At 35.3% G+C, this 26,950-nt stretch carries 23 protein-coding genes; 10 read left to right on the top strand and 13 right to left on the bottom strand.

The annotated features are described in order from the left end of the window. Window positions 1-2: 2 nt before the first annotated feature. Together trmD and rplS are read left to right on the top strand one after the other, a co-directional pair. Window positions 3-785, top strand: coding sequence for a tRNA (guanosine(37)-N1)-methyltransferase TrmD (trmD, locus tag IE155_RS03700; RefSeq protein ID WP_189376819.1), 783 nt, complete (start codon window positions 3-5; stop codon window positions 783-785). A 13-nt stretch (window positions 786-798) separates the two neighbouring features. After that, window positions 799-1,152 (top strand): 50S ribosomal protein L19, encoded by a 354-nt coding sequence (rplS, locus tag IE155_RS03695; protein WP_189376756.1) that lies wholly within the window; start codon window positions 799-801, stop codon window positions 1,150-1,152. A 105-nt stretch (window positions 1,153-1,257) separates the two neighbouring features. On the opposite strand, the gene IE155_RS03690 is transcribed toward rplS, so the two are convergent. Together IE155_RS03690 and IE155_RS03685 are read right to left on the bottom strand one after the other, a co-directional pair. Beyond that, window positions 1,258-1,668 carry a type 2 periplasmic-binding domain-containing protein gene (locus IE155_RS03690; protein WP_189376755.1) on the bottom strand — a complete coding sequence of 137 codons (411 nt, stop codon included), beginning with the start codon at window positions 1,666-1,668 and terminating at the stop codon, window positions 1,258-1,260. Window positions 1,669-1,835: 167 nt separating this feature from the next. After that, on the bottom strand, window positions 1,836-3,413 hold the full coding sequence (locus tag IE155_RS03685; RefSeq protein WP_229816999.1) for a methyl-accepting chemotaxis protein: 1,578 nt from the start codon (window positions 3,411-3,413) through the stop codon (window positions 1,836-1,838). A 541-nt stretch (window positions 3,414-3,954) separates the two neighbouring features. On the opposite strand from IE155_RS03685, the gene acs reads away from it, so the two are divergent. From acs to IE155_RS03665, 4 genes are all read left to right on the top strand, one after another. Then, window positions 3,955-5,898: an acetate--CoA ligase gene (gene acs / locus IE155_RS03680; RefSeq protein ID WP_189376753.1), complete on the top strand. Its 1,944-nt coding sequence runs from the start codon at window positions 3,955-3,957 to the stop codon at window positions 5,896-5,898. Window positions 5,899-6,148: 250 nt separating this feature from the next. Continuing rightward, the gene (locus IE155_RS03675; RefSeq protein ID WP_189376752.1) at window positions 6,149-7,249 is read left to right on the top strand and encodes a 3-deoxy-7-phosphoheptulonate synthase; all 1,101 of its coding nucleotides are present in this window, start codon (window positions 6,149-6,151) and stop codon (window positions 7,247-7,249) included. Window positions 7,250-7,267: 18 nt separating this feature from the next. Continuing rightward, window positions 7,268-8,404, top strand: coding sequence for a bifunctional chorismate mutase/prephenate dehydrogenase (gene tyrA / locus IE155_RS03670; RefSeq protein WP_189376751.1), 1,137 nt, complete (start codon window positions 7,268-7,270; stop codon window positions 8,402-8,404). A gap of 91 nt (window positions 8,405-8,495) precedes the next feature. Continuing rightward, the gene (locus tag IE155_RS03665) at window positions 8,496-8,984 is read left to right on the top strand and encodes a thioredoxin family protein (protein ID WP_189376750.1); all 489 of its coding nucleotides are present in this window, start codon (window positions 8,496-8,498) and stop codon (window positions 8,982-8,984) included. A gap of 39 nt (window positions 8,985-9,023) precedes the next feature. Here IE155_RS03665 and IE155_RS03660 read toward each other — a convergent pair whose 3' ends face one another. From IE155_RS03660 to IE155_RS03645, 4 genes are all read right to left on the bottom strand, one after another. Next, window positions 9,024-9,185: a DUF3012 domain-containing protein gene (locus IE155_RS03660; protein WP_189376749.1), complete on the bottom strand. Its 162-nt coding sequence runs from the start codon at window positions 9,183-9,185 to the stop codon at window positions 9,024-9,026. A 23-nt stretch (window positions 9,186-9,208) separates the two neighbouring features. Beyond that, window positions 9,209-10,723 carry a methyl-accepting chemotaxis protein gene (locus tag IE155_RS03655; protein ID WP_189376748.1) on the bottom strand — a complete coding sequence of 505 codons (1,515 nt, stop codon included), beginning with the start codon at window positions 10,721-10,723 and terminating at the stop codon, window positions 9,209-9,211. A gap of 60 nt (window positions 10,724-10,783) precedes the next feature. Then, the gene (locus IE155_RS03650; RefSeq protein ID WP_189376747.1) at window positions 10,784-11,380 is read right to left on the bottom strand and encodes an outer membrane beta-barrel protein; all 597 of its coding nucleotides are present in this window, start codon (window positions 11,378-11,380) and stop codon (window positions 10,784-10,786) included. Between the two features lie 83 nt (window positions 11,381-11,463). Continuing rightward, entirely contained in the window at window positions 11,464-12,204 is a 741-nt protein-coding gene (locus tag IE155_RS03645; protein WP_189376746.1) for an AsmA family protein, read from the bottom strand. Between the two features lie 333 nt (window positions 12,205-12,537). Between IE155_RS03645 and IE155_RS03640 the strand changes: the two genes are divergently transcribed. After that, window positions 12,538-12,945 (top strand): hypothetical protein, encoded by a 408-nt coding sequence (locus tag IE155_RS03640; RefSeq protein ID WP_189376745.1) that lies wholly within the window; start codon window positions 12,538-12,540, stop codon window positions 12,943-12,945. 8 nt (window positions 12,946-12,953) lie between these two features. On the opposite strand, the gene rluA is transcribed toward IE155_RS03640, so the two are convergent. Continuing rightward, window positions 12,954-13,622 carry a bifunctional tRNA pseudouridine(32) synthase/23S rRNA pseudouridine(746) synthase RluA gene (gene rluA / locus IE155_RS03635; RefSeq protein ID WP_189376744.1) on the bottom strand — a complete coding sequence of 223 codons (669 nt, stop codon included), beginning with the start codon at window positions 13,620-13,622 and terminating at the stop codon, window positions 12,954-12,956. A gap of 29 nt (window positions 13,623-13,651) precedes the next feature. Next, on the bottom strand, window positions 13,652-16,543 hold the full coding sequence (gene rapA / locus IE155_RS03630) for an RNA polymerase-associated protein RapA (RefSeq protein ID WP_189376743.1): 2,892 nt from the start codon (window positions 16,541-16,543) through the stop codon (window positions 13,652-13,654). A gap of 450 nt (window positions 16,544-16,993) precedes the next feature. Here rapA and IE155_RS03625 point away from each other — a divergent pair, with 450 nt between their 5' ends. After that, complete coding sequence (locus tag IE155_RS03625; RefSeq protein WP_189376742.1) at window positions 16,994-18,373, top strand: PhoH family protein; 1,380 nt, start codon at window positions 16,994-16,996, stop codon at window positions 18,371-18,373. Between the two features lie 97 nt (window positions 18,374-18,470). Here the strand turns inward: IE155_RS03625 and IE155_RS03620 are convergent, their stop codons facing one another. Together IE155_RS03620 and IE155_RS03615 are read right to left on the bottom strand one after the other, a co-directional pair. Continuing rightward, complete coding sequence (locus tag IE155_RS03620) at window positions 18,471-18,710, bottom strand: hypothetical protein (RefSeq protein WP_189376741.1); 240 nt, start codon at window positions 18,708-18,710, stop codon at window positions 18,471-18,473. Between the two features lie 46 nt (window positions 18,711-18,756). Next, the gene (locus IE155_RS03615) at window positions 18,757-19,191 is read right to left on the bottom strand and encodes an RrF2 family transcriptional regulator (RefSeq protein ID WP_189376740.1); all 435 of its coding nucleotides are present in this window, start codon (window positions 19,189-19,191) and stop codon (window positions 18,757-18,759) included. 153 nt (window positions 19,192-19,344) lie between these two features. On the opposite strand from IE155_RS03615, the gene IE155_RS03610 reads away from it, so the two are divergent. Then, complete coding sequence (locus tag IE155_RS03610; protein WP_189376739.1) at window positions 19,345-20,370, top strand: NAD(P)/FAD-dependent oxidoreductase; 1,026 nt, start codon at window positions 19,345-19,347, stop codon at window positions 20,368-20,370. A 163-nt stretch (window positions 20,371-20,533) separates the two neighbouring features. Continuing rightward, entirely contained in the window at window positions 20,534-23,809 is a 3,276-nt protein-coding gene (locus IE155_RS03605) for an ATP-binding protein (protein ID WP_189376738.1), read from the top strand. A gap of 55 nt (window positions 23,810-23,864) precedes the next feature. On the opposite strand, the gene IE155_RS03600 is transcribed toward IE155_RS03605, so the two are convergent. Genes IE155_RS03600 through IE155_RS03590 form a run of 3 tightly spaced genes read right to left on the bottom strand, consistent with a single transcriptional unit; the run spans window position 23,865 to window position 26,876 of the window. Then, window positions 23,865-24,821 (bottom strand): hypothetical protein, encoded by a 957-nt coding sequence (locus IE155_RS03600; protein WP_189376737.1) that lies wholly within the window; start codon window positions 24,819-24,821, stop codon window positions 23,865-23,867. Between the two features lie 57 nt (window positions 24,822-24,878). Then, window positions 24,879-25,400, bottom strand: a complete 522-nt coding sequence (locus IE155_RS03595; protein WP_189376736.1) for a DUF6436 domain-containing protein — start codon at window positions 25,398-25,400, stop codon at window positions 24,879-24,881. 9 nt (window positions 25,401-25,409) lie between these two features. Then, window positions 25,410-26,876, bottom strand: coding sequence for a methyl-accepting chemotaxis protein (locus IE155_RS03590; protein ID WP_189376735.1), 1,467 nt, complete (start codon window positions 26,874-26,876; stop codon window positions 25,410-25,412). Window positions 26,877-26,950: the final 74 nt, after the last annotated feature.

Below are 26,950 nucleotides of genomic sequence, written 5' to 3'. Positions count from 1 at the left end.
AACTGTGGATAGGCGTTATAAGTTTATTTCCAGAAATGTTTGATGCTATTACTGAGTATGGGGTGACAGGCCGAGCAATTCGTAATGGGTTAATTGAATTTCATAAATGGAATCCAAGAGACTTTACTCATGATCGACATCGCACTGTAGACGACAGACCTTACGGTGGTGGTCCAGGGATGTTAATGATGGTTCAACCGTTACGTGATGCCATTGTTGCAGCTAAACAAGCGGCAATTGAAAATGGTGGAAATGCTAAGGTTATTTATTTATCACCTCAGGGACGGAAATTGGACCAAGTTGGTGTACATGAATTAGCACAACATGACCGACTGATATTTATAGCAGGACGTTATGAAGGCATAGATGAAAGACTTATCGAGTCAGATATTGACGAAGAATGGTCTGTCGGAGATTACGTGTTAAGTGGTGGGGAATTACCTGCTATGAACGTAATTGATGCCGTAGCGCGTATTGTGCCAGGTGTATTGGGTCATAATTTATCGGCTGAGCAGGATTCATTTTCTGATGGTTTGTTAGATTGCCCTCATTATACAAGGCCAGAAGTACTCGATACTTCAATAGGAGGCGTTAAGTCGGTTCCTAAAGTGCTACTAAGTGGTGATCATGAACAAATACGGCAATGGCGCCAATATCAGTCGCTAGAAAGAACGTGGACTAGACGACCAGAACTTTTAACTGACCTAGCTCTGACAGATGAACAGGAAAAAATGTTAGCTTTAATAAAAGCGAAACATAGTACTGTTAATGACTGTGAAACCTAGGAAGAAGGTAAATATGAGTAAAATTATTGAAATGCTCGAACAAGAGCAATTAAAAACTGATGTACCAGTATTCGCTCCAGGTGATACTGTTGTAGTACAAGTTAAAGTTACAGAAGGTGATAAATCACGTCTTCAAGCATTTGAAGGTGTTGTAATTGCTATTAAAAACCGTGGCATCAATTCAGCGTTCACTGTTCGTAAAATTTCGAACGGTGTAGGTGTTGAACGTGTATTCCAGACACATAGTCCAATCGTTGACTCTATTGAAGTCAAACGTCGCGGTGATGTTCGTCAAGCTAAGCTTTACTATCTTCGTGAGCGTTCAGGTCGTTCTGCACGTATCAAAGAAAAATTGGCAAAAAGATAATTTAGTTACTATAAATTATTTTATTTCCAAAATAAAAAACCTGCACTTGATGTAGGTTTTTTTATGTTTTAAATATGTAGTCTATCTAACTATAAAAAATAAGGGTTAAAACTTAGCTACTACTTTTACTGCATCTGTAACTGCGCCGTCACTGACATAAGCAATAGCATTAGGATCTTGGCTTACTAATTTAATTACTTCGGCTTCACTATCTACTGCTTTAGGAGCTTGCCCTTTACCTGTAAAAATAAGCTTTGACCAGTAAGCCTTTATTTGGCTTTCGGATCTTCCTAAAACATTTTTAACAAATTCATCTCTAGCAATGCCACTCGATAAATCAATAGGTACAATTTGTGAACCATTCGGAAATGTTTTGCTTTTTCCTAAAAAAATCTTTTTCAGATCACCTTCATCTAAACTAGCACTATTTGATGGGTGAACGACCACTGATACTGCTGAAGCATAAAAAGAACTCAGTGATAAAACAATGAGAGTATGTGTTAATAGTTTTTTCATTTATTACTCCTAAAATACAAAGTCTTTAATAAGCTGAATAAATTCTATAAAAATAATTAATGTACCTTATTTAAACTGTTTCACCAGAATTATATGGCAACTCATAGTTAAAATACTGTCATTTCGTTGTTACATCAGCTTTCTTGTTATCTGTATAAACGCTAAAATTAAACTTTAAATCCCTTCGCAAGCACTTCAAGATCATTTGCTAGATGGGCTAACTCGCCACTAACATTTGCTAGTTCCTCTGAGGCTTGATGGGTTTTTGCTGTGCTCGAACTAATATCATCAACGTGTGAAACAATCTCTTTTGCTGAATCAGATTGGGCTTCAGTAGCACTAGCGATATCTGCTGTCATAGAGTTAATCTGAGCGACAGAGTTTGTTATATCTTCTAATGATTTTCCTGCAGCGCTTACTTGCTCTACACTATCTTCGGCAAGTTCTTTACCGCTACTCATTGCATTTACAGCTTCTTTAGCTGCTGCTTGTAATTTTTCAATTGTTGTTTGGATTTCAACTGTGGAGGTTTGCGTTCTTGATGCTAATGTTCTTACTTCATCAGCGACAACTGCAAACCCTCTACCTTGCTCACCAGCTCGAGCAGCTTCGATAGCTGCGTTCAGTGCAAGCAAATTGGTTTGCTCAGCAATTCCTCGAATAACATCTAATATAACACCTACTTGATTTGCGTCATTATCTAGTTGATCAATAACATCAGAAGAACGTTCTACGGTCTCAGCAAGCTTGTGAATAGTAGAAACGGTTCTTTCAACAACATCTGCCCCTTGACTCGATATTTTTGAAGTTTCGGTTGATGCTGAAGCAGCTTGTGCAGCATTGTCTGCTACACTGTGCACACTAATATTTAAGCTTTCAACAGCGGCTTTTGCATTTTGTGTGCCTTGCTGCTGTGTCATAGTGATGCTATTGGTTTCTTCAGCAGTTGAACTTACCGTAGTCGCCATAGTTGATAATGGTAATGCTATATCAACAACTTTTTTGATAGTTATTTGTAATTTTTCAATAAAGCGATTGAAATAGATAACAAGCTCACCTACTTCATCGTCAGTTTTTGTTTCGAGTCTTATGGTTAAATCACCCTCACCCTCAGCTAAATCTCGGAGTGAGTTAATTACATTACCGAGTGAAGATGTTATGCCTGCAACAATTGGAATGGCAGCACCAAATAGTAATGAGATAGTAATAACCCCCATAATATAGCCGGTGCTCACTAAGTTTTCAGCAGATTCATTCGCGTTCGAAATATCATTTTCAAATTTCTCAACATTTTGTTTATTAAATTGCTCCACTGTAGATGTTACTAATTGGTATGCATCGTTCATTTCTTTACCCATTTCGGGTAACTTCTCGTAATTAATGGTGCCATCAATCATACCCACTGATAAATTCTTAGCTTGGCTGTAATAGTTTTCAAACTGAGTTTTCATTTTATGCTTGTCGCTTGAAAATTCAGGTGATATTGCTCCTACTTTATCGATCAAATTATTAATTTCATCGGCTAGTTTATTAGCCGTTTCAATTGTATCAATTTCACCCGTTGTCACCGCTCCACTTAACATTTCAGATATCCGGACGATAGATACAGAGACTTCTTTCGAGTATTGAACTACTGGAAATTGGACATCTTTAGCTTTTGAAAGCATTTGTACGTTTTTATTTGCTGTAATCGTTGATAAGGTGAGATAAAAGATGAAACTAATTGAGCCAATTATAGGGATCAAATAAATTTTCTTGGTTATTGATAATTTGTTTAAAAAATTCATAGGTCTCATTCTAAAAAGTGTATCTAATTAAAAGATAGAACATATTTTTTAATTGTCTAAAAAATAGTGCGATTGTTTAGAGATTATTCATTATATTTAGTACTTTAATGCTTTGAAGGGCTTATTTCAAAGCATCTGTGTAGTTAACTATACACTGATTATTTTTTTGCATACTTAAATTTTTGATTAAAAACGAGCTGAATATATTCATTTTTTTATTATATCTTATTAAAAATAATAAGTTCTTAATAATTTGAGCAACAAGTGACAGCGTTGTCATTCGTTGGGGGTAATGGTAATCTCAATTTAATAATTTTTCACCTCATATCAACAAAAGCATTACTATTCGACTTTAGTTGAGTAGGCGGATGTGTTTAGTTGCTATATGATATTGAAATATTAAATAAGAGTATTTACTCTTTTGCTTGAATCAATCGTAATTGTTTTTGAGCTCTTATAAAAACTAAAAATATAACAAGTTGAAATTGAAGGACTTCCCATGAAAGAATTAAAGAGTTGTTATCCTATATTAGAGCAGGCAAAAGCTCATACGCATATTGACAGTGCTACTTACGATGCCATGTACAAGAAATCAATTGAGCAACCAGATGAATTTTGGGCTGAGCAAGCTAATGCATTTTTGGATTGGTCTCAGTCATGGGATACGGTAAGTGAAGTTGATTTAAAAGCGGCTAAGATTAATTGGTTTTCCGGCGCAAAACTAAATGTAAGTTATAACTGTATAGATCGACACTTAGCGACAAAAGCGAACGACGTTGCAATTATTTGGGAAGGTGATGATCCGAGTGAAGATAAGAAAATAACCTATCAAGAATTACATGATAATGTTTGTCGCTTTGCTAATTTATTAAAAAAACGCGGTGTTAAAAAAGGTGACCGTGTGTGCATTTATATGCCTATGATTGCTGAAGTTGGTTATGCAATGCTAGCTTGTGCGCGAATTGGCGCAGTACATTCCGTAGTATTTGGTGGTTTTTCAACAGAAGCAATTCGTTCACGTATTATTGATGCTGATTGCCAAGTTGTTATTACCGCTGATGAAAGTTTACGTGGTGGCAGAGTTATTCCATTGAAGTCAAATGTTGATGCGGCGGTTGCTGATTGTGAAAACGTACATACGGTAATCGTAGTTGAACGTACCGGCGGCGATGTTGCTTGGAATGATAAAATTGATGTTAAATATGAAGAAGCAGTAGCCAACTTACCAGCGGTTTGTGAACCTGAGCAAATGGATGCTGAAGATCCTTTATTTATTTTATATACATCTGGTTCTACAGGTACGCCTAAAGGTGTGTTACATACATGTGCCGGATACCTATTATATGCAGCAATGACCCATAAATATGTATTTGACTATAAAGAAGGTGAAATATATTGGTGTACTGCAGATGCTGGTTGGATAACGGGTCATTCATACATCTTTTATGGTCCGTTAGCTAATGGCGCTACCACTTTAGTTTTTGAAGGTGTACCAACCTATCCCGATGCCGGACGTTTTTGGCAAGTTTGTGAAAAGCACAAAGTCAATATTTTCTATACAGCTCCTACAGCAATTCGGGCATTAATGAGTGTTGGTGATGAATTAGTTAACCAATCGGATCTTTCTTCATTGCGACTTTTAGGAACTGTTGGTGAACCTATTAATCCTGAAGCATGGCATTGGTATTATGAAATTGTAGGTAAAGGTAATTGCCCAATTGTTGATACGTGGTGGCAAACTGAAACTGGTGGTATTTTGATTACTTCTTTACCTGGTGCTGTAGACATGAAACCTGGAGCTGCTGGTAAGCCATTCTTCGGTGTTCAGCCAGCCCTTTTTGATAAAGATGGTAATACTCTAGAAGGTGAAAATCAAGGTCTATTAGTGATGACTGGCAGCTGGCCGGGACAACTAAGAAGTGTTTATGGGAACCATGAGCGCTTTTATGAAACTTATCTAAGCCAGTACCCAGGAAATTATTTTACTGGAGACGGTGCTCGTCGCGATGAAGATGGATTTTATTGGATAACAGGCCGCGTTGACGATGTATTAAACGTATCAGGCCATCGCCTAGGTACAGCTGAAATAGAAAGTGCCTTGGTGCTTCACCCTGCTGTTGCTGAAGCGGCTGTCGTTGGTTATCCACATGAAATTAAAGGACAAGGTGTATATGCTTATGTGACTTTAATGGCAAATGCATCAGAGTCAGAGCAATTATTAAAAGAGTTAACTGAATTTGTAGCTAATGAACTTGGGCGATTTGCAAAGCCTGATTATATTCAATATGCCCCAGGCTTACCTAAAACGCGTTCAGGTAAAATAATGCGTCGTATTTTACGTAAAATTGCTGAAAATGACATTGATACTTTGGGAGATACTTCGACATTAGCAGATCCTGCAGTTGTCGATAACTTAATTGCAAATCGTATTGTACACGGTTAAACAGAAAGCTTTCTATAAAGCGCCTTCGGGCGCTTTTTTTATATTTTTTATTTAAAGTCTTTGCAAGTTGTAAAATTAAGTGTAAGATATTCATTACAAATCAAGTAAATAAAAGTTTACAAAAATAAAGTCTCATGTTTAATTCACCATATCGATATTATCCTTTCTTTAGTTAGTCTGCTTTAAGCCGCGCTTTTAGCTTTATTAATCTATATTTATTCAACACTCGCTGTAAAATTTTGGAACACATATGTCAAAGATAACCTCACAATCATCTGCTCATAAGAGCACCTTAAATGATATACATGTTAATGCTGAAGAAGTATTAATCACACCCAACCAATTAAGGGAAGCTTTGCCGCTCCCTTCTAAAGGTCGAGCATTTGTAGAGTCCGCTCGTCAGGTGATCTCAAATATTATTCATAAGAAAGATCCGAGACTTTTAATTATTGCTGGTCCATGCTCTGTGCATGATTTGGAAGCTGCCAAAGAGTACGCAAGAAAACTTAAAGTACTACATGATAAATACCAAGATAGTTTATACATTGTCATGCGTGTTTATTTTGAAAAGCCAAGGACTACAGTTGGCTGGAAAGGGTTAATAAATGATCCGCATATGGACGGTACATTTGATGTTGAGTCTGGATTAAAAATAGCACGTGAGTTGTTATTATATCTAACAGAAATAGGTTTGCCTTTAGCTACTGAGGCATTAGACCCAATTAGCCCGCAATATTTAGCTGAATTATTTAGTTGGTCTGCAATCGGTGCGCGTACCACCGAGTCACAAACCCACCGTGAAATGGCGAGCGGTTTGTCTATGCCAATTGGATTTAAAAATGGTACTAATGGCAGTTTAGATGTGGCTATAAACGCACTTCAGTCTGCGGCCTCATCACATCGCTTTATGGGAATTAACCGTAAGGGACAGGTAGCTTTAATAAAAACTTCAGGAAACCCTGATGGCCATGTCATATTACGCGGAGGTAAAAAGCCAAATTATGACGCTGAAAATGTTGCTTTATGTGAAGAGTCACTTGCTAAACAAGGTTTAGTTCCTGGGATTGTTATTGATTGCTCGCATGGAAACTCAAATAAAGACTATCGTCGTCAGCCAATAGTAGCTGACAATGTTTTTGATCAAATATGTGCAGGAAATACTTCTATTATTGGTATTATGCTTGAGAGTCACTTGAACGAGGGCAATCAAAGTGCAGATTTACCTAAAAGTGAACTTAAATATGGTGTTTCTGTGACAGACGCATGTATCAACTTTACAAAAACAGAAGCCTTGATTGCTAATGCGAGTGAAAAATTATCAAAAGTTTTAACCGCACGAATTAATGCTTAGTGAAAAAGAGCACAATTTATGGATAAAAAAGAAGTTGACCAATATCTATCAAGTTTAAGAGAAGAAATAGATGAGATTGATAGTCAGTTGGTTGAACTATTAGCAAAACGTAGGTTGGTAACGACTAAAGTAGGTGAGTTAAAGTCAAAAGTCGGGATGCCAATATTTGCACCAGATCGAGAAGCTCAATTAATAGCTAAACGTAGACAGCAGGCATCAGACGTTGGTTTGAGTCCAGATTTAATTGAAGATGTGCTACGACGATTAATGCGAGATTCATACGTTAGTCAAGATGCTAGTGGTTATCGTTGTGTTAATAGTGCTTGTCGTAAAGTGGTGGTTATTGGAGGAAAAGGGCAATTAGGCCATGTGTTTGTAGATCTTTTTCAGCGCTCAAATTATACCGTGGCGGTATTAGAGCAAGATGATTGGCAGCACAGTGATGAAATTTTACGTGATGCTAGTGTAGTGATAGTTGCTGTGCCAATTCGCTTAACATCTACAGTAATTCAAAAACTCGATAATTTACCTGAAGACTGTATTCTTGCTGATATAACAAGTGTTAAAGAGTCGCCTTTATATGAAATGCTGAAAGTACATACTGGACCTGTCTTAGGTTTACACCCTATGTTTGGTCCTGATGTGTCAGGGTTGATAAAACAAACTATTATTGTTTGTGATGGGCGCCAAGCTAACAATTATCAATGGTTATTAGAGCAATTTGAAGTATGGGGAGCGAAAATTTATCCGGTAGAAGCTGTTACACATGATCAAGCCATGTCTATGGTGCAAGTAATGCGACACTTTTCAACAATAGCCTATGGTTATCATTTAATGACTGAAGGTGCTGATATTTCTCAGCTAGTTGAAATGAGCTCGCCTATATATCGTTTAGAATTAATTATGGTTGGGCGTTTATTTGCTCAAGATCCAATTCTATACACAGATATTATTTTTGCTAATCAAGATAATGTAGCAATGATGAAGCGCTTTGCTTATCGATTTTTAGAATTACTTGAAGATGTTGAGATGTCAGATAAAGCTGCCTTTGTGACGATGTTTAATCAAGTAGCTGATTGGTTTGGTGATTATGCAGAACTATTTTTACAAGAAAGTAAAGGTATGCTGTTAAAAGCAAATGAACTTAAGAAGTAGTATAGTAGCCGTCACTCTTAACCTTGCCAATGATAATCTAACTGTTAGACTAGCTTACGGTTAGATTTCCCTTTTAGAGATATTATTTTTTATGAAAACGTATATAAAAACCTTACTTATTGTACTTTGCTTAACGATAAGTGGTTGTGCATGCTTTGGCGGTCAACAGAGAGTAATACCGCCTATGGCCACTGGTGATATAACAGTAAAACAATTGCTCTCTACTTATCATACATTTAATGAAGAGTATGAAATGTTTACTCTATCAAATAAAGACGCTGATTTAGTTAAGTCTTGGCCGAAAAATATGAGAGTTGAGGTTTTTTTTGGTACTTGGTGCCATGATAGCGAAAGGGAAGTGCCACGATTATTAAAAGCGATGAATGATGACGTAGCAATTAAATTAATTGCCTTAGACTATGAAAAAACAGAGCCATTAGGGCGAGCTGTTGAAGCTGAAATACAGTTTACACCGACGTTTTTGATTTTCCTAGATAATAAACTTATTGGAAAAATTGTAGAGCGTCCTAGTGTGAGTTTGGTTGAAGATATAAACATTTTAATTAAAAAAGAGGCTTGATAGCCTCTTTTTATTTTTATCTGTCGCGCTGAAAAGATATTACTTGAAAAGACAATGTTTAGTGTAATCTTTTGCTTCAGTTGCTGTCCAATCACCTTTAGGCTTTTCTTTTAATTGTTCACACCATTTTTTAGTGCCAACTTCTGGAGCACATGCTATTAGAGTAACACAGCAAAAAATGGTCATAATCGCTTTTTTCATTTTAACTTTCTCCGTAAACTTATTTAGTGTTTGTTAGGTATAAATGTACTGGCAACATTGGCTATTTCATCAACAGTGTGCTCTAACGTTGTCATTTGCTCAGCAACTACATCGGTCTGTGACCAAGTTTGTTCAATGGTTTCTTTAACGCTAAGAATATGGTTATTCATTTCATTTGAAATAGCATTTTGTTCTTCTGCGGATCTTGCTATGCGGTTGGCTGTGCTATTCACTTTTTCTAACTGTTCTACGACCTGAGTAATTTTTATATTCGATTCATCTGCAGTTGCCACACAAAATTCAGCTTCTTCTTTATTTTTATTCATTAAGTTAACCCAATCTTCAATTGTTGCTAACATAATTGATAGGCGTTCATGAATTTGTTTAGCTGAGTCTTGTGTGCGCGACGATAAGCTTCTTACTTCGTCTGCAACGACAGCAAATCCTCTACCTTGCTCGCCAGCTCTAGCTGCTTCAATTGCGGCGTTTAACGCTAATAAATTTGTTTGGTCGGCTATAGATTGAATTCCTTCCATCAATTCACCCACATTGTTGGCTGAGTCGGTTAAATTACCCGCTGAAGCTGAAGCGTTTTCAACTGCTAATGCTAAGTGTTTAATTTTATTTGTTGTATCATCAATGCCATTTTTTGCTAATTCACATTGTTTGTATGTGTCATCTATATCATTAGCGGCAGTGATCGTACTGTTAGCTATTTCTGTAGTAGATGCTTGCATTTGCTCCATAGCACCACCGAGTAAATCAATTTTATCTTTTTGGTGCTGTAAATTGTTTCGTGTTAAGTCTATACCAGACAACACTTTAGCTAATACGTTTTTAATTGGTGAAGAAGCATCTAGTGTACGTTCTAAAATAGCTTTTAATTTAGTTTTAATCATTGAAAAATTAAAATCAAATACACTGGCTGTGCCTGAGCCAAAATAGACCTTTCTAGATATAGAATCATAAATTGATTGTAGTTTTTGGGCTCTGATCGCGGTCGGTATTATATCTTGCCAAAAAATGAGTATTGGAGCCATCGCACTGCAAGCAACAATAATCGATGTGGCTAAACCAAGTTTGACAAAAATAATTCCTTGACCAATTAAAGTAAGAATAACTAAAAATATAAATTTATGATTTTTGGTTAATTCGAATGTAACCCAAGAGCTATTATTATTTAGCCCTTGATAAATCTTTTGTGCTTTTGCTATTCGTTTTTTACTAGCTAATTGGCAGATGGTTTGATAACCAACAATTGTACCTTGTTGATACTGTGGTGTGATAAACGCATCAAGCCACTGGCTATCGCCTGAACTATCTTTTATTCTTAGTATCCCTTGCCATGAATAGCCTTGAGATAGAGTGCCTTGTATTTCTCTGATAACCGCTGTCGGCATTTCGCTATGAGTTAATGAACTACTATACATAGATAGTAACTCTTGCTCATTATACTGACTCATTTTGCAAAAGTTATCATTAACGTAAGTGTATTGGCCTGCAGTATCGGTTACATAGATAAATTGTAAAGTTGACATCTTTATGAAAGCTCTTATTAATAATCTAAATTAATTTTGGTGAAAATTTGTAGTGACAAACTAAAACTTATAAGCAATACCAATAGAAATATTAGCTTCCATGAATACACTATCTTCAAATTGAGCATGGCATTGTTCAGCTTGGCAAAATAATGCATCTTCTTTATCAACGAGTGTTGCATAACCTCTTAACTCAGTTACAAAAGAAAAGTTGTCATTGATTTTATATTGTGTACCAACTGCTATAGTGGCTGAAGCGTATAACTCTTCATCGTGATCACTTTGAAAATACGCCCCCCCTAACCCTAAAGAAAGCGTTGTTAAGTAATTTTGCTGGCGAAATTGTGCGATACCATTAAAGTGAGTATAGAGAATATCAAGCGACTGTTTTTCTTGGTTAACACTTCCGGTAAAATCGTGATTTACAAAGTTTATTAAAATCTGTCCTTGACCATTTGGTGTATCTTGCCATGCGATACCTAGACCAATATTTGTCCCTGTTGACAGTGATATATCACTGTCAACAGAAGTCATAACTAAATCTGAACTTTTCATTTGACCAACGAAGGGTGTTATTTCAAAGTCTGTTGCTAAAGATTTAAGACTTAATAAACATAAACTTAATATAAGTGCCAAGATAACTTTATTCTGAGGCATACTTAGGTATCCTTTTACCAAATTTAACCATTAGATTACTATGGTTATTATCCTTTTCAAGTAAATACTTTTATTATTGTTGATTAATTACCAAACAACTTACCTAGTTCTTCTTTTGCTTTATCTTTTAATTTTTCTTTCACTTTATCTTTAAGAGCTTCTTCTTGCTCTTTTTTGGCTTCTTTCCAAATTGCTGATAACGCTTCTTTTACAATCGCAGAGCCAAGTTCGCTCGCAGGTAATCCTGCCGTACCACCTATGTTATTTAAATAAATATTAGGCATAGTGACTTTATGTGCTTTATTACCAAAAGCCGTTAAATCAAGTGTAAGATTGGTATTTTCTAATATAACTTTAGTCACAGCAATTTTAGGCTCAGGTGCTGTTGAGTCTGATGTTTCAACTTCAGCACTATTACTACCGATATTTTTATTCATAATATCAATTAAGTCTTTAATATTAGAGCTACCATCTGCTTTTAATTGAACAAATGCCTCTGGCGCTTTTATAATGACAGCGTCAATAATAATGGGCTCTTTGGTTAGACTACTTAAATTTAAGTCTAAAGTCGTTTCACCTAAAGTAAACGCATTTGAATAATCATAGCCGGTAGGATTAGGTAGCTTTAATCCTTTGATGGTACCGGCACCTTCCGTAAGCCTAATATCAACGGTATCAACACTGACTTTTTGCTCTGTTACAGATAAGCCTACTTTTTCAATTTGTGATTTAACAAATTCATTAAGTGATCCGTCTGCTAAAAACCACAAAGCACCACCCAATAACATTAATATAACAACTAAGAATGTAGCAATAATTTTCATAATTAAATAACCTAATTTAATAAACTTAAAGACAATAATGCCTTAATTATATGACAATCTTAGCTTAATTTATCTATTTTTTCTGAGGAGTTTATTACATATGTAAAATTCGGTAGAAACTTTAATATTATCTGCTGATTTATAGAGGGATTTAGCTTAGTTGAGGCATATGAAGCTATATTTATTTGGGAAGTTTAAGTGAATTAAGTATTACTTTAATTAAGGGGTGTTGTTTAATTAAACGAATAGCTCAATTTACATACTTCTTGCATGAAAAATAAACTTAATATATAAACGAGGCAAATAATAACAATAATTAAAAGGAATATTGGCTTGTTTAAAGTGAATAAAAAGTTCGGTTCTTTAGTGTTTGGTTGTGTATTTGCGGCATCGTACATATGGTTGGTGAATATCGGTAGTACAACGTCTTTTTTTGATACTATTCCCCCCCCATCAGGTTTTTCTATAGCTCATTATTCTGGTGGTGTAACTGCGAGTTTAGCCATTTTATTCTCTGGAATATTACTTGTGATAATGACCAAAGGCTTTAATGTTTGTGCAAGCGAACACCCATTTTGGCTGGCTTTACCTTCGATATACCTGATTAGCTTAACAGCATTTTCTGCTTTTGAATTACTACCTTCAATGTTATACGCAGCAATTCCTACTTTTCTTATTTTAGTGCTTACGGCTGTATATTTTAGAATTTCTCGACAAAAGAAGAGTTCAAAAACAGCTTAATTTTTGGGTTAATGAAAAGGACAATCAACTTTGAATGTCATTTTTTCTTGGCTTTTAGGGTGTAATAACGTTAATACGTATGCGTGTAGCTGCAACCGAGGACTGATGGTTAATGCTTTTTCATGGGCATATAACCTGTCGCCTAGAATGGGATGACCAAGTGAAAGCATATGTACTCTTAATTGATGTGAACGTCCGGTAACAGGTATGAGCTGAACAAGAGTGCTTTCTTCACTATACTCAAGTACTTTGTAGTGAGTTAGTGCTTTTTTACCATGTTCCTCGTCCACTTTTTGCATTGGACGATTAGGCCAGTCACAAATAAGAGGCTTATCCACAGTGCCGGTTTGATTTTTTAATTTCCCATACACACGAGCAATATAACTTTTTTCGGTTAATCTTTTCTCAAATTGCCGACTTATTTCAACATGAGCAGGTTTATTTAATGCCATGATGATAATGCCGGAAGTTGCCATATCTAAACGATGAACAATTGTTGCTGTAGGAAGAACTCGCTGAACTCTATGTTGTAAGCAGTCTTTATGTTCGTCGAGTCGACCAGGTACCGTAAGTAGTCCACTACTTTTATTTAAAACGACAATATCGCTATCTTGATAAATAATATCAAGATAGGGTGACATTGGGGGTTGATAAATAAAATCTGGGTTAGCCGCCATTAGTACGCTCTACGGTTTAGGTATAACATTTAATTACTAACAACAATTAAGCGCACAGCTTCAAATTTTAATTGAGCATTGTTGATGTAATGGCTTAATTCTTTTTGTTGAAGGTTAATAAAGTCTAGCTCTTCCTGTCGTACATTTGGATTGATTGCTTTTAGTGCTGTTAATCTTTCATGCTCTTGGCTGAGTTTAGTTGTCATGCTTGTTAAGGCTTTTGTTTGAATAGCTTCGACTAATTTTTGTGCATGACTTTCTGCCTTAGTAACCAAAGGAGTTACTTGATCTTTTAAGGCCTTAACTAATTGTAACGCAATTTGTTTCTTTACTGGAGATAGTTGTTGGTCGAGCACATTTTCGCTGACTTTATCCGCTAAATTATTACCTGATTTATCAACTAAGACCCTTAGTGGAGTGATAGGTAAATAGCGACCTAATTGTAGTTTACTCGGTGCCATTGCTTCGATGGTGAATAAACACTCTAAAAAGAATGTGCCTGCGGGAAGAGCGGGATTCTTTAACAGTCCTATAGTTGAGTTACCTGTTTCATCAGATAAAACAAGATCCATCGCTCCTTTTACCATGGGGTGATCCCAAGTTAATAATTGATAATCTTCACAAGCTAGCGCGGTATCTCTATTAAAGGTTATTGTTGTACCGTCTTCTGGTAAGTATGGGAAGTTAGCGCAGATCATATGCTCTGTTGGCTGTAACGCAATAGCATTATCTGACTTGTCATCTTGAGCAATACCAAATACATCAAATACTTGAAACATATATTGTGGTAAATAAATATCGTTATCTTGCTTTTCTACACGCTCAACCAAGCTGGCGGCTTTGCCTTGCCCTGAAGAGTTCAGTTCTAATAGTTTGTCTCGACCTGTTTCTAGTTCTTTTTTAATGGACAAATGCAGCGTTTTACACTCTTCAATGAGTTGTATTTTTTCAGCTGATTGCGGATCAGCTTCAAGTGATAATTTAAATAATTGCTCACTGAACGCTTCATAAACTGCACGACCTGTAATACAAGTGTGTTCAAAAGCTTGCAGACTGTGTTGATACCAATCAAATAAAATTTGCTGTGCAGAGTTTTCAAAGTAAGGCACGTGAATTTGAATAGTATCGGTTTGACCAATACGGTCAAGTCGGCCAATTCGTTGCTCTAATAGGTCAGGATTGTTGGGTAAATCAAATAGCACTAAATGGTGTGCAAACTGAAAATTACGACCTTCGCTACCTATTTCAGAGCATAGCAGTACTTGGGCACTATCTTCATCTTGAGCAAAGTAAGCTGCTGCGCGATCTCGTTCAAAAATAGATAACCCTTCATGGAATACAGCAGCCCGCATACCTTCTTTAACTCTTAAAGCAACTTCTAAGTCAATGGCCGTTTGGGCGTTTGAACAAATCACTAAAACTTTATCTTTATTAAGCGATTTTAATAGATCAATTAAGTAGTTTACTCGTGGGTCTATATCATACCAATTGTCATGACTATCAAGGGTATATAATATTTCAGGCGTATAAATATACTTAGCTTTAGGATTGCTAGAGTTAACGTCACCACTTAATAAAAAGTCTTCAATTTTTTCTTGGTACTCTTCAGGCATTACTAATGCTTGCGCATTAAGTTGTCTTGTAGGAAAGCCTTTTATGGTATTTCTACTATTTCTAAAAAGAATACGTCCTGTGCCGTGTCGATCGAGTAACTGGTTGAGTAATTGCTGACGAGCATCTTCTTGGATATTTTGCTCCGCATTATTTAATTGTACTAGTAAGCTTGTGATATCACCTTCTTTTAACAAGTTCGTTAAGGTGTGTTTTTGTTCGTTGGTAAGCGTTTCCTTACTAACTAGGGCATTAGCTGCATCAGCAACTTCAGTATAATGTTGCTCTTCTTCAATAAATTTTTGGTAATCAAAAAAGCGATCAGGATCAAGTAGGCGTAAGCGCGCAAAGTGGCCTTCATGCCCTAATTGGTCGGGTGTTGCCGTTAATAATAATACACCAGGAACTGTTTGTGCGAGTTGCTCAATACATAAATATTCAGTACTGATATTATCAACTTGCCAACTTAAGTGATGGGCTTCATCTACGACCATTAGATCCCATTCTTCTTCAATTAGTGCTTCGTACCATTGTGGATTTTTAGTAATAAAGTCTAAATTAACCAGTACTAATTGTTCTGAACTAAATGGGTTTTCTTGATCGCTTTCTTGGCAACGACTGTCATCAAAAATACTAAACTTTAAGTTAAAGCGTCTGAGCATTTCAACAAGCCATTGATGCATTAATGATTCAGGTACAATAATTAAAATACGTTGTGCTCGCCCAGTAACCAATTGTTGATGAATAATAAGTCCAGCTTCAATGGTTTTGCCTAAACCAACTTCATCGGCAAGTAATACACGTGGTGCGAATCGTGTACCAACTTCTTCTGCAATATGTAATTGGTGGGGAATTAAACTTACGCGCCCACCAGTAAGTCCAGTTAATTCTGATTGTTGTTGATTAAATTGATGTTGCAAACTGTCTTTACGTAAACGGTACCAATCAAGTCTATCAACTTGTCCGTTAAGTAATCTGTCATGCGGTTTATTAAATTTGATAAAGTGATCTATCATCACTTCTTTTAAGCTAACTTTTTCGCCGGTATCTGAGCGTGTGCCGTGATAAGTAATTAATGAACCTTCATCAATATTTTCAATGGTTAACTTCCAACCTTCATGGCTGGGAATTGTATCGCCCTCATTAAAAATCACTCGTGTTAAGGGGGCGTTTTCTATGGCGTATTTTCTAATGTCGCCGGTTGCTGTAAACATAATGGTTACAAAACGACCTTCAACTGTAGTTACAGTACCTAATCCTTGATCTGACTCTCCATCACTAATCCAACGTTGACCAGGGTAAAACGACATAAAAAAATAACTCCAAAACTAGCATTTGTGCATGATGTTAATTTGACAATAATTTAATCTAATTAGCATAAGGCGAAAAAAGGGCGCTATGGTAACGTTAATCATAGTTGTGATCATTAAAAAATTCTGAATTTTTACGGTAAAGGGAGGAATATTTCTGTAAAAGGTAAAAGTTTTACATTATAAATCAAATCGAACTAACCCCTCATACTGCCATAATGTGTAGAGTGAAAAAAGCGTTTTTTAATAGAAAAAAATATTTAATAAATCTATGGGCATTAGCCTTGCCACCGTCGTAATAAGGTGGCAAAGTGGATATATCTTCTCTCAAGGACTCAGATTGTTAGGCTAGTTAATGTCAACATTTTTAAGCGAGACGAAGGCGCTATTCAACTCGCTATCTAAGATAAATGTTGACCAATTTTCATTACTGAATTTGGACATCTTTATATGAATGAAGAAAAAATAATCTACATTTTAGATACGAATATTTTACTCCATGAACCTTTTGCATTTCTTTCCTTTAAAGAGCACGACGTTGTTGTGCCGATGACCGTTTTAGAAGAACTTGATTCAATTAAAGATAGAAAAAGAGATGTTAGCCGTGATGCACGAGTTGCTATAAGAGCACTTGAAGATGCGCTAGCCAATGCAACACCAGAGCAGGTTCTTGCTGGTGTACCCTTACCGAATAGTACTGAGACTAATGCAAGTGGATGTTTATCTATTTTTAATGACTTTTCTTTGGAGCGTGTAACGGGAAATTTGTCATATAATGAAAACGATAACCGTATTATTAACACTGCTATACATATCCAAAATACTCAAAAAAGTAAAAAAGTTGTTTTAGTAACTAAAGACATTAATATGCGTCTAAAAGCTAAGGGGGCTGGTTTACTTCATGTTGAAGATTACCGTACCGACCAACTTATTAATGATATTCAATTTCTTACTAAAGGCTATCACACGTTCGATGGTGATTTCTGGGAAAATGTTCAAAGTTGTGAAAGTGAAACAGAAGGGAGAAATACAACCCATTATGTTAAACGAGAACTTTTACCAAGCGTATATATGAATGAATATTTGATTGATGAAGGTGAACATTTTGCCGGTAAAATTACCGGGTATGATGAAGACAATTTCTCATTTGCAGACCTAAGCCGTGAGCGTTTAATGGCAAAAAATGCTTGGGGGATATCACCTAAAAATATTTATCAAGGCATGGCGATGGATGCTTTGCTAGATCCTGCTATTGATTTAGTTATTTTAACCGGGCCAGCAGGTAGCGGTAAAACATTATTGGCATTAGCTTCAGCACTAGAACAGGTTGTTGAACGTGGGTTATACGATAAAATCATTGTCACGAGAAGCACGCCTGAAATTGCTGAATCTATTGGTTTTCTTCCTGGAACGGAAGAGGAAAAAATGGCGCCTTGGTTAGCGGCTATCACTGATTCTTTAGAGGTGCTGCACAAACAAGATGAAAATATGAAAGGTAGTTTGAACTACATCATGGACAAAGCTAATATTCAATTTAAGAGTGTTAACTTTATGCGAGGCCGAAGTATTCAAAATGCATTTGTATTACTTGATGAGTGTCAAAACCTTACAGCCTCTCAATTAAAAACTATAATTACCCGTTGTGGTGAAGGTACTAAAATTATTTGTTCAGGAAACCTTGCGCAAATTGATAGTAACTATTTAAATGCGTTAACTTCAGGTTTAACTTATATAGTTGAACGCTTTAAAGACTTCCCCGGCAGTTCGACTATTAACCTTAACGGAGTGGTACGAAGTCGCTTAGCATCTTTTGCTGAAGAAAATTTATAATAAATTTTTGTATCTGAAATTAATGCATTAGCAAAGCACAGTATAACGCTGTGCTTTGCTGATTTAAGCGCTATACTTATTTAGTATTCAGTGATTTTTAATGTGGACATTTCCCATTTTTCTTATGTTTATATATGACAATAATCGTAAGACAAAAGCTGGTTATCGTTAAAAATAATAGTGCGTGCTCTATTTCCCCAATATAGGCAATAGCACCAGCTAACCCCAATAATGTGAGTAAATGAACAGATAAACAAGCTAAAAACATTATTACAGTTGAAATAAGACTCTTTTTTATCAAAGAGTTTGATAAGTACGACTGATTCTTATTGTTCATGGATTAATCCTTTTTAGTGGTAAATTAATTAGATTAAAAAGTGTGTTTAAAACGATAAGTTAAAAATAGTAGTAAAATCTTGTTTAGAACTTTTAATCAAATCATCAAGCGTATACTTTCTTAGCACATCAATAAAAGCTGTGCTCGCTTCATTAATTATGCCTTTAAATGAGCAAGCTGGCAGAATCCGACACTTTTGATTTTCACAATCGATAACTTCTAGGGTATTTTCCAATAGCATGACTACGTCACCTAAATTGATATTTTCAGGATGTTGATCTAGAAAAAAACCGCCGCCTTTACCTCGTCTAGTTTCGATAACTTTTGCTTTACCTAATTGATGAACTATTTTATTCACATTATTTCTAGATATATCGTATAGGGCGCTTATTGTATCTATACTGGCTTTATCTTCTTTAGGTAAAAGAGCAAGATAAATCAAAATTCTTATACCGTAATCTGTGTGACGAGTGAGTTGCATGTAAAGTCCTTTAATCTTAATTGGCACTACTAAAAAATAATAACATACATTTAATATGCATCATATAAAATGTATGTTATAACATGCATATAAAATGTATCTATCGGTTGTTATATAAGATTATCGGTAAAGTCAATTTACAAAGGAGTATTTATGAAAATAATAGAAACTGATGTAGTGATTATTGGTGCAGGCCCCGTTGGGCTATTTCAAATATTTGAATTAGGATTACAAGGACTTAAAGCTGTTGTTATTGATAGTGTTCCAGAAATAGGCGGACAATGTTCACAGCTTTATCCTGATAAGCCTATTTATGATATTCCTGCTATCCCAGTAGCATCGGCACAATCCATCATTAATAACCTAGCCAAACAAGCTTCCCCATTTATGCCTACATACCTTATGTCTGAAAAAGTGACCGAGGTGAACAAAGAAAGTGAAAGGAACTTTGCTGTAAAAACGGATAGAAACCGATTAGTTCAATGTAAAGCTGTAATCATAGCTGCAGGAAATGGTGCTTTCGAGCCAGTGCGTTTAAAAGTTAAAGGCATAGAAGATTTTGAAAATAAACAACTTTTTTATCATGTTAAAGATAAAGTGTTATTTAAAGACAAAAATGTTGTTGTTTTAGGCGGCGGTGACAGCGCCTTTGATTGGGCGTTGAATTTACAGCCAATAGCGCAAAGTGTATTACTCATTCATAGAAGTAGTAACTTTAGAGCATCTCAAGCGAGCGTTGCTAAAATGGAACAACTTTGTGACAACTATCAAATGCAATTTTTATGTGGTCAAGTTGTCGATTATCAACAAAAAGAAGGCTTGCTTAGCAAAGTTATTGTGCAATCAGCAGGTATTAAAAGAAGCGTCGACCTTGATCATTTACTTGTGTTTTTTGGTTTATCTCCCAAGGTAGGAGCCATTGCTAATTGGAATTTAGAAATGAATCATCATCAAATTTGTGTCGATACAGAAAAATTTGAAACATCTATTCCAGGAATTTATGCCGTTGGTGATATAAATGATTATCCAGGTAAAAGAAAGCTTATATTAAGTGGTTTTCATGAAGCAGCACTTGCTGCGTTTGCGATTAAACAAGCAATGGATACAACCAAACGAGTAGCGACACTTTATACAACTACAAGCCCAGTGCTTCATAAGTTAATTAATACCGAAACATAATTTAATGTCATCAACTGCTTTGAATATTAAGTGATTCACGAGGTAATGAAATATTTATAGCGATAAAGATATCAAATAAGGCTTTTTAAAAAGTCAAAAGTGGTGTTTTTATTCTCGAATATGGCATAGTGTAAAACTTAAGAAAAGGATTATATTAAGTTCTATGGCAATTTTAAAATCTAAAAACAATCTAGTTTCTAGTTATCATACTTCAATAATTTTTGTGTTTTTCGTGCTAGTTGTCACTGCATTTATATTGGCGGGAATTAAATATTTAGGTGAACTAGAAAATTATAAAAAAACGCAATTTCAAACACTCAGTAAAGAAACTGTTTTTCTCAATAACATATTGTCTCAGTCAGTTAATGCGCTTTCAGGCATGCGTGATTTTGCTAATTACTACCTAGATAATCCGACAGAACTATCAGCAACTTTCCCTCGTTTACTTCAAGATAACGAACGATTTTATTTAGAAAAACCCTCGCATGACGTTATTGATTATCGCCAGCCTTTAAGTGTAAACATAACTGGAATAGGGCAGTTAGCAACATTGTCAGATCACGTTAAAGAAGAGCTGACTATGGCTAATGCACTTACCCCAGCATTTGCAGCCGCTGAAAAGGCTAATAGTGATGCGAATTGGTTTTACTATGTGTCTTTTTCTAAATTTATAAGCTTATATCCGTGGATTAGTCGTGAAACATGGCAGTATTCCGCGCGTACCATAGAGAATCCTCATATTCAAAGAGTTAAAAAAGCAAAAGAAGGTAATAAAGAGTTATTTTGGTCCTTCCCTTATGAGGATGCAGCCGAAAAAGGTCTTAATACCGCTGTTGCTGCCGCAGTGTTTCGTGATCAAAAGGCCGTTGGGGCTGTAGTTATTGATATTAGCTTGGGTAAAATCCATGAAAAATTAGCCACAATAGAACTTTTCGATCATGGTCTCGCGATTATCGATAAGAATGACAATATATTAGTTCATAAAACAATAGAAAATAAAAAAATTAAAGGCAATGTGAGTAAACATAAGAACTTACCGCAGGAGTTAACAGGATTAACTTATCAGGCTTTATATAATGATAATCAAGGTGAGCGGGTTGGGCATTATTTTATTCAACATAAGCGTGTGCCTGTCAACGATTGGGTTATTCTAAGTTATCAACCTTATACAGATGTTGTTAGTAATGTGACGGGACGTTTTATTACGAGTTTAATTTTATCTATTTTAGCCTTACTGGCTTTATTAGCTTTAATATATATGGTCACTCGTAGAACATTTATTAAACCTACACAACAGTTTATTTCACATATAGCATATAGCGCTAAAGGAGATCACGGAAAAGTTAAACCGCCTAAAGGTTGGGAGCATTGGTTTCAATTAGTTGAAAATATTTTTAGTCAAAACAGAAGTTTACTACAGCAATTAAAAGATCAAAATACATTGCTCGACATCAGAGTAAATGAAAAAACCCAAGCACTTTTGGAAAAAAGTAATCAACATCAACGTGACTACGGCATTCTACGTTCTGTGATGGATGCAATCCCCGATTACTTAATTTTTAATGATCTGAATCATCAAGTTATTGGTTGTAATTTAGCCTTTGAAAAATTTATAGGGGCTAATGAAAGTCAAATTATTGGTAATAGAGCAAGTGATTTACTTCCTAAAGAATTAAGTCAGTTACTTAATGCAAATCCTTATAATACAGTACAAGACAAAGGGACTCTTAATGTAGTTGAAACACTAGAGAATACTTATGAGGTATTTATAGAAAAATTTTACAATAGCGAAAAAGAGTCACTTGGAACGATTATTATTATTCGTGATGTAACGGAACAAACAGCAATTACTTCTGCACTAGAGCAGGCTAAAATTCAAGCAGAAAAAGCCAACCTTGCGAAAAGCCAATTCTTAGCAAACATGAGTCATGAGATTAGAACACCTATTAATGCTATTCAAGGGATGCATTTTCTACTAATGCAGTCAGGCTTATCAAGCGGACAAAAGATACATATAGATAATGCTCAGATCGCATCTACAGCATTACTACATTTAGTCGATGAGTTACTTGATTTAGCTAAAATTGAATCAGGTAATATGTCAATTATTAAAGCAAGTTGCAGTATAGATCGCATTATCCATCAGGCGGTTAAATTAAACATAGGAATTGCCCTGCATAAAGGTTTGCAGATTAATGTGGATATTAAGTCAAACGTGCCTCAGCAAGTGATCACGGATGAGATGCGTCTTGTACAAGTACTGTCAAATTTACTTAGTAATGCCGTTAAATTTACTCACCAAGGACAAATTAACATTATTATTGAAAATACCGTATCAGAAAAAAATAATGCGCTGATTAAATTTACCGTTAAAGATACTGGGATTGGGATTCCTAAAGATAAACAGCACAACTTGTTTGAAGCATTCCATCAAGCGGATGAGTCAATGACTAGACAATATGGAGGCTCAGGTTTAGGACTGTCTATTTGCAAACATATTGTTAATTTGTTGGATGGAGACATTAAGATTGTTAGTAATATAGATGAGGGTGCTGAATTTTGTTTTGTATTGCCGCTTGCTGTTGATCTATCCCATACAGATCGTTTTCAACTTGATGAGCATTTCGTTTTTGTTAATTTTGCTGTAGATCTACCTGAATGTTTTCCTGAAAGTATAAAAGCGAATGAGCATTTATATACTTGTGTCGAACAGTTAAGTGAAATACCAATGCTGCCAGAATGCGAGCAATCATCCCCATTAGTCATTTTTCTAGATAGTGAACGTATTACAGAAAGCGCCTATAAACTTATTACGCAACTGACATTTAATAATGCCATTAATATTGACTTATTTGTGTTATTTCAAAACTCATATCAAGTTCAAAATAATAACGCTTTAGCATGGTTTGATGAAAATAATTTACCTTATGTAGTATGTGAACAACCATTGTATCGCTATTGTTTATTGCATATTTTTGATTTACTACGAGATAAGAATCACACTATTGCGCTAACGCCTCCTGATATAACTTCAAGTGTAGAAGTTACTGCAAACGCAGATAAAGCTAATTTATTGGGTTTAACTATTTTATTAGTTGAAGATAACTTAGTTAATCAGCTGGTTGCCAAGGAACTACTCATTAGTATGCAAGCAGAGGTTATTATTGCTGAAAATGGGCAAGTAGCGCTTGAAATATTATCAACGGAGCAAAATATCTCGCTCATTTTAATGGATATCCAGATGCCTGTAATGGATGGGTTAACTACGGCTCGTGAGATTCGTAAACATTCTAAATATGTAAATACACCGATTATTACAATGACAGCCCACGCCCGAGAAGACGATCGAAAACAAAGTATGGAGGCAGGTATGAATATGCATATTGCGAAACCCGTTAAAGCTGAAATATTACTTAATAGTATTTTATCTTTTTTCTGAGAATAGAGTGTTAGCTATACGCTTCCCTTGGCTAAGGGTAACTTTTGAGAAGTCTTTATTCAAAAACTTCAATGCTATATAGGCCACTTAACACAATATTTTTAGTTTCATTACTTAACTGTCCTACATTCATTAGTCGAGGGCCTGTAGGGTCAGCAAGAACGTATGTTGTTCCGCCAAATAACAATGTAGTTTCATTATTTTCAGCAGGTATATCAATACCAAAAATTGCATGATTATCGATAAATATTAATGCTATTTTTATGCGGGGCATTAAGGCACGTAACAGTGCGACAGTTAGAGTAACTTTGCTGTCGCAGTCACCTTTGTTTTCCCATAATAGTCGTAAGGGGGTGTTAAAGCCGGATCCTGAGGATGTGGCTCTAGATTGTAATGTTTCATAAGGAATCGTTTGAATAAACCCGAGTATATAATTAGTAACTTTCCGGATGTTTTTAACGGTAACTTTTTCTAGAATAACTGGCTTTACTGTTTTTAAGTCATCTACTGACTCATTCGCAATTCTTGTATGATCAGGTTTTATACCTTGTATACCATTATTCATGGTAAATAAGTGATAATAGTTATCGGTTAAATACGTCTGCATATATTCTTGTTGAAGCTTTTCTATTTTTTGATAGGCGTTATTAACCTCTATATTACTTTCACCCGATACTTTTATTTGTAGTTCTGCGCTTTGATCTGAAAATTCTATTTGCACTTTATCTATAGGCTGATCGCGCAGATGTTTTTTTAATGATAGTTTTACGAACTCAGATGCCATAGCCTTTTTATAAGTTTTGAAAGTACGAAAACGTGTAAATAAGCTTTTTTTAGGTAATAAAAATTCTATGGATTGTTTTTGGTGATTAATATCGCGCCAACTATACTCAAATAAATAATTGTCATCACGTTTGGATTTATGAAAAGAAAGCTGCTCAGCAACAGAGTATTTGCTGATGATGGTTAATATTGAAAAAGTACTAATAAATAATATGTCATTAAATTTCATTTAGTTAGTATTGAGTTCCGTCAAAGAAAAATATAATTATAGAATATATCCTGCCTTTTATACCGCACAATAACAACCTTTAGCTTCTTTAATGATAATATTGGCCGTATACCCTTTGAGATGATTATTAAGTATGGTTTGTGCGTAACCTGAAGTTTGGGAGCAAGCAATACCTTGACCATAGGGACCAAAGTACATCACTTCGCCTATCTTATTAATGATAGCGACTGAAGGGGTCGATGGAATTATAGTGTCTTTATTGATTATAATATTTTTAATATTAAAGTCATTTTCAAATGCAAGTTTATCAATATCTTTCATATGTTGTTTACTATATTGCTGACATGAACAATTAGGTTTTGAAAAATGTATGATCGTCTGTTTACCCCCGATTTCTTTATCGTCTATGTACGCAGAGAAATAAGTGCTTAGTTCATTGTGGTTAATATTGTCTAATTTTTTATTTGCATCAAAATTAATAAGTTGGGCATTAATAAAATAGCTAAACGCCAATATTGTAAAGATTATCCAGAGAGATAAAATGAGATACTGACGTTTAATTGTAATGTTACTTTTCACGAGTTTAAGTTATTTAAAACGAGTAATATTACTTGCCATTTCGCTAGCAGCATGGCTTACTCTGTTTGCTTCGCGGCCAAGGACTTCTACCTTCTCAATGTCAGTTAGCATTGTCGCCCTTAGAGTTTCAGAACTTTTTGCGATACTATCTGTAGTGATTGATTGCTGTTCTAACGCAGCAGCTAAATTAATAGAAACGGCACTGGCTTGCTCAACGAGATCTGACGCCTGATTAATTTGCTCTTGTGCTTTATTTGCACTAACTATGACAGATTGAACTATATCAATACTTTGAGTCATTGACTCTGTGGTTGATTTTGAATAACTATTTAATAGTGAGAGCGTTTTTCCTATTTTATCGGTGCTTTCTTTAGAACGATTAGCTAACGCTCTAACTTCATCTGCTACTACAGCAAATCCTCTACCTTGTTCACCGGCTCTTGCCGCTTCAATAGCAGCATTTAAGGCTAACAGATTTGTTTGCTCGGCAATACTGCTTATGTCGGACAATAGGGTAGAGATAGCATCAGTTGAGTTGGCTAATTCGTTGACTTGTTCACTAGTTTTGGTCAATGCTAAAGTTAAGGCTTCATTTTGTTGATTAATCGTTAAAATATCTAAATTTGTAGCTTGTGTGAATTGACTTGCTTCTTGCATTTGAGTGCTTAGTTGATTAGTTTCTTCAGCAATCGAAGCGACTGTTGTTGCCATCTCTTCTGCTGCGCTGGCAATACTGTCCGTCTCTTGTTGTCGCTGTGCTGATGACTCTTCTAAATCAACTTTAGTGTTTATTAGGTTAGTTGCATTGTTATTTAACTCTATGACTTCATTTTTAACGCTTTGAATAATAGTATTTAAAAGTATTAATAGTTCATTGAATGACAGTAATGTTTTATTTTGTTCTGCGGATGTTCTAATGCTTAAATCGATAGAGTTTTTATCAGCGGTTAATGCTTCAGCAACAATTGAAAGCTCTTTACCTGCTTCACTTCTTTTTTTCATTGATTTTGCGATAAGCCCAGTAATAATGGCTTCTGCAATGGCATAAATCGCGTGGATTAGTACTGTGGTGAAAGCGAGTCTATTGGCATCAAAAATGTAGACGCCTGTATTATTTACTTGTAAGAAATAAAAAGACAAATGATGAACAGCAACCACTAAAATAGCCGTAATAAATACTCGCCAATCTTGAAATATAATTAAAACAGCCATCAAGATAAATATTTCAAAATGAACTTCAATAAGCCCATGTGCTTGATGGATATGTAACGCAGCAAATATCATAGAAGCAAGTGCTGATACATGCTTTGTTATTGCTGCTTGAGGGGCTGTTTTATAAAAATATAAGGGAATAATTAAGGCTGGTAAACCTATTACAATACCTGATAACAAAGTGTCATAAATAAAACCTAATAGGATACATTCAGCAAATAAGACGCTAAAAAGATAGGTAAATAAAGTGTTGTTTTTATTCATATAACCTCAACCTGCTCTGCTATAGCCCTCAATGTCCTTGTACTAGCTATGCCATTTTATACATGAAAAAAAAT

The sequence above is a fragment of the Thalassotalea profundi genome, from assembly GCF_014653195.1.
Lineage (GTDB): Bacteria > Pseudomonadota > Gammaproteobacteria > Enterobacterales > Alteromonadaceae > Thalassotalea_B > Thalassotalea_B profundi.
This window is presented reverse-complemented; position numbering and strand designations above follow the sequence as displayed.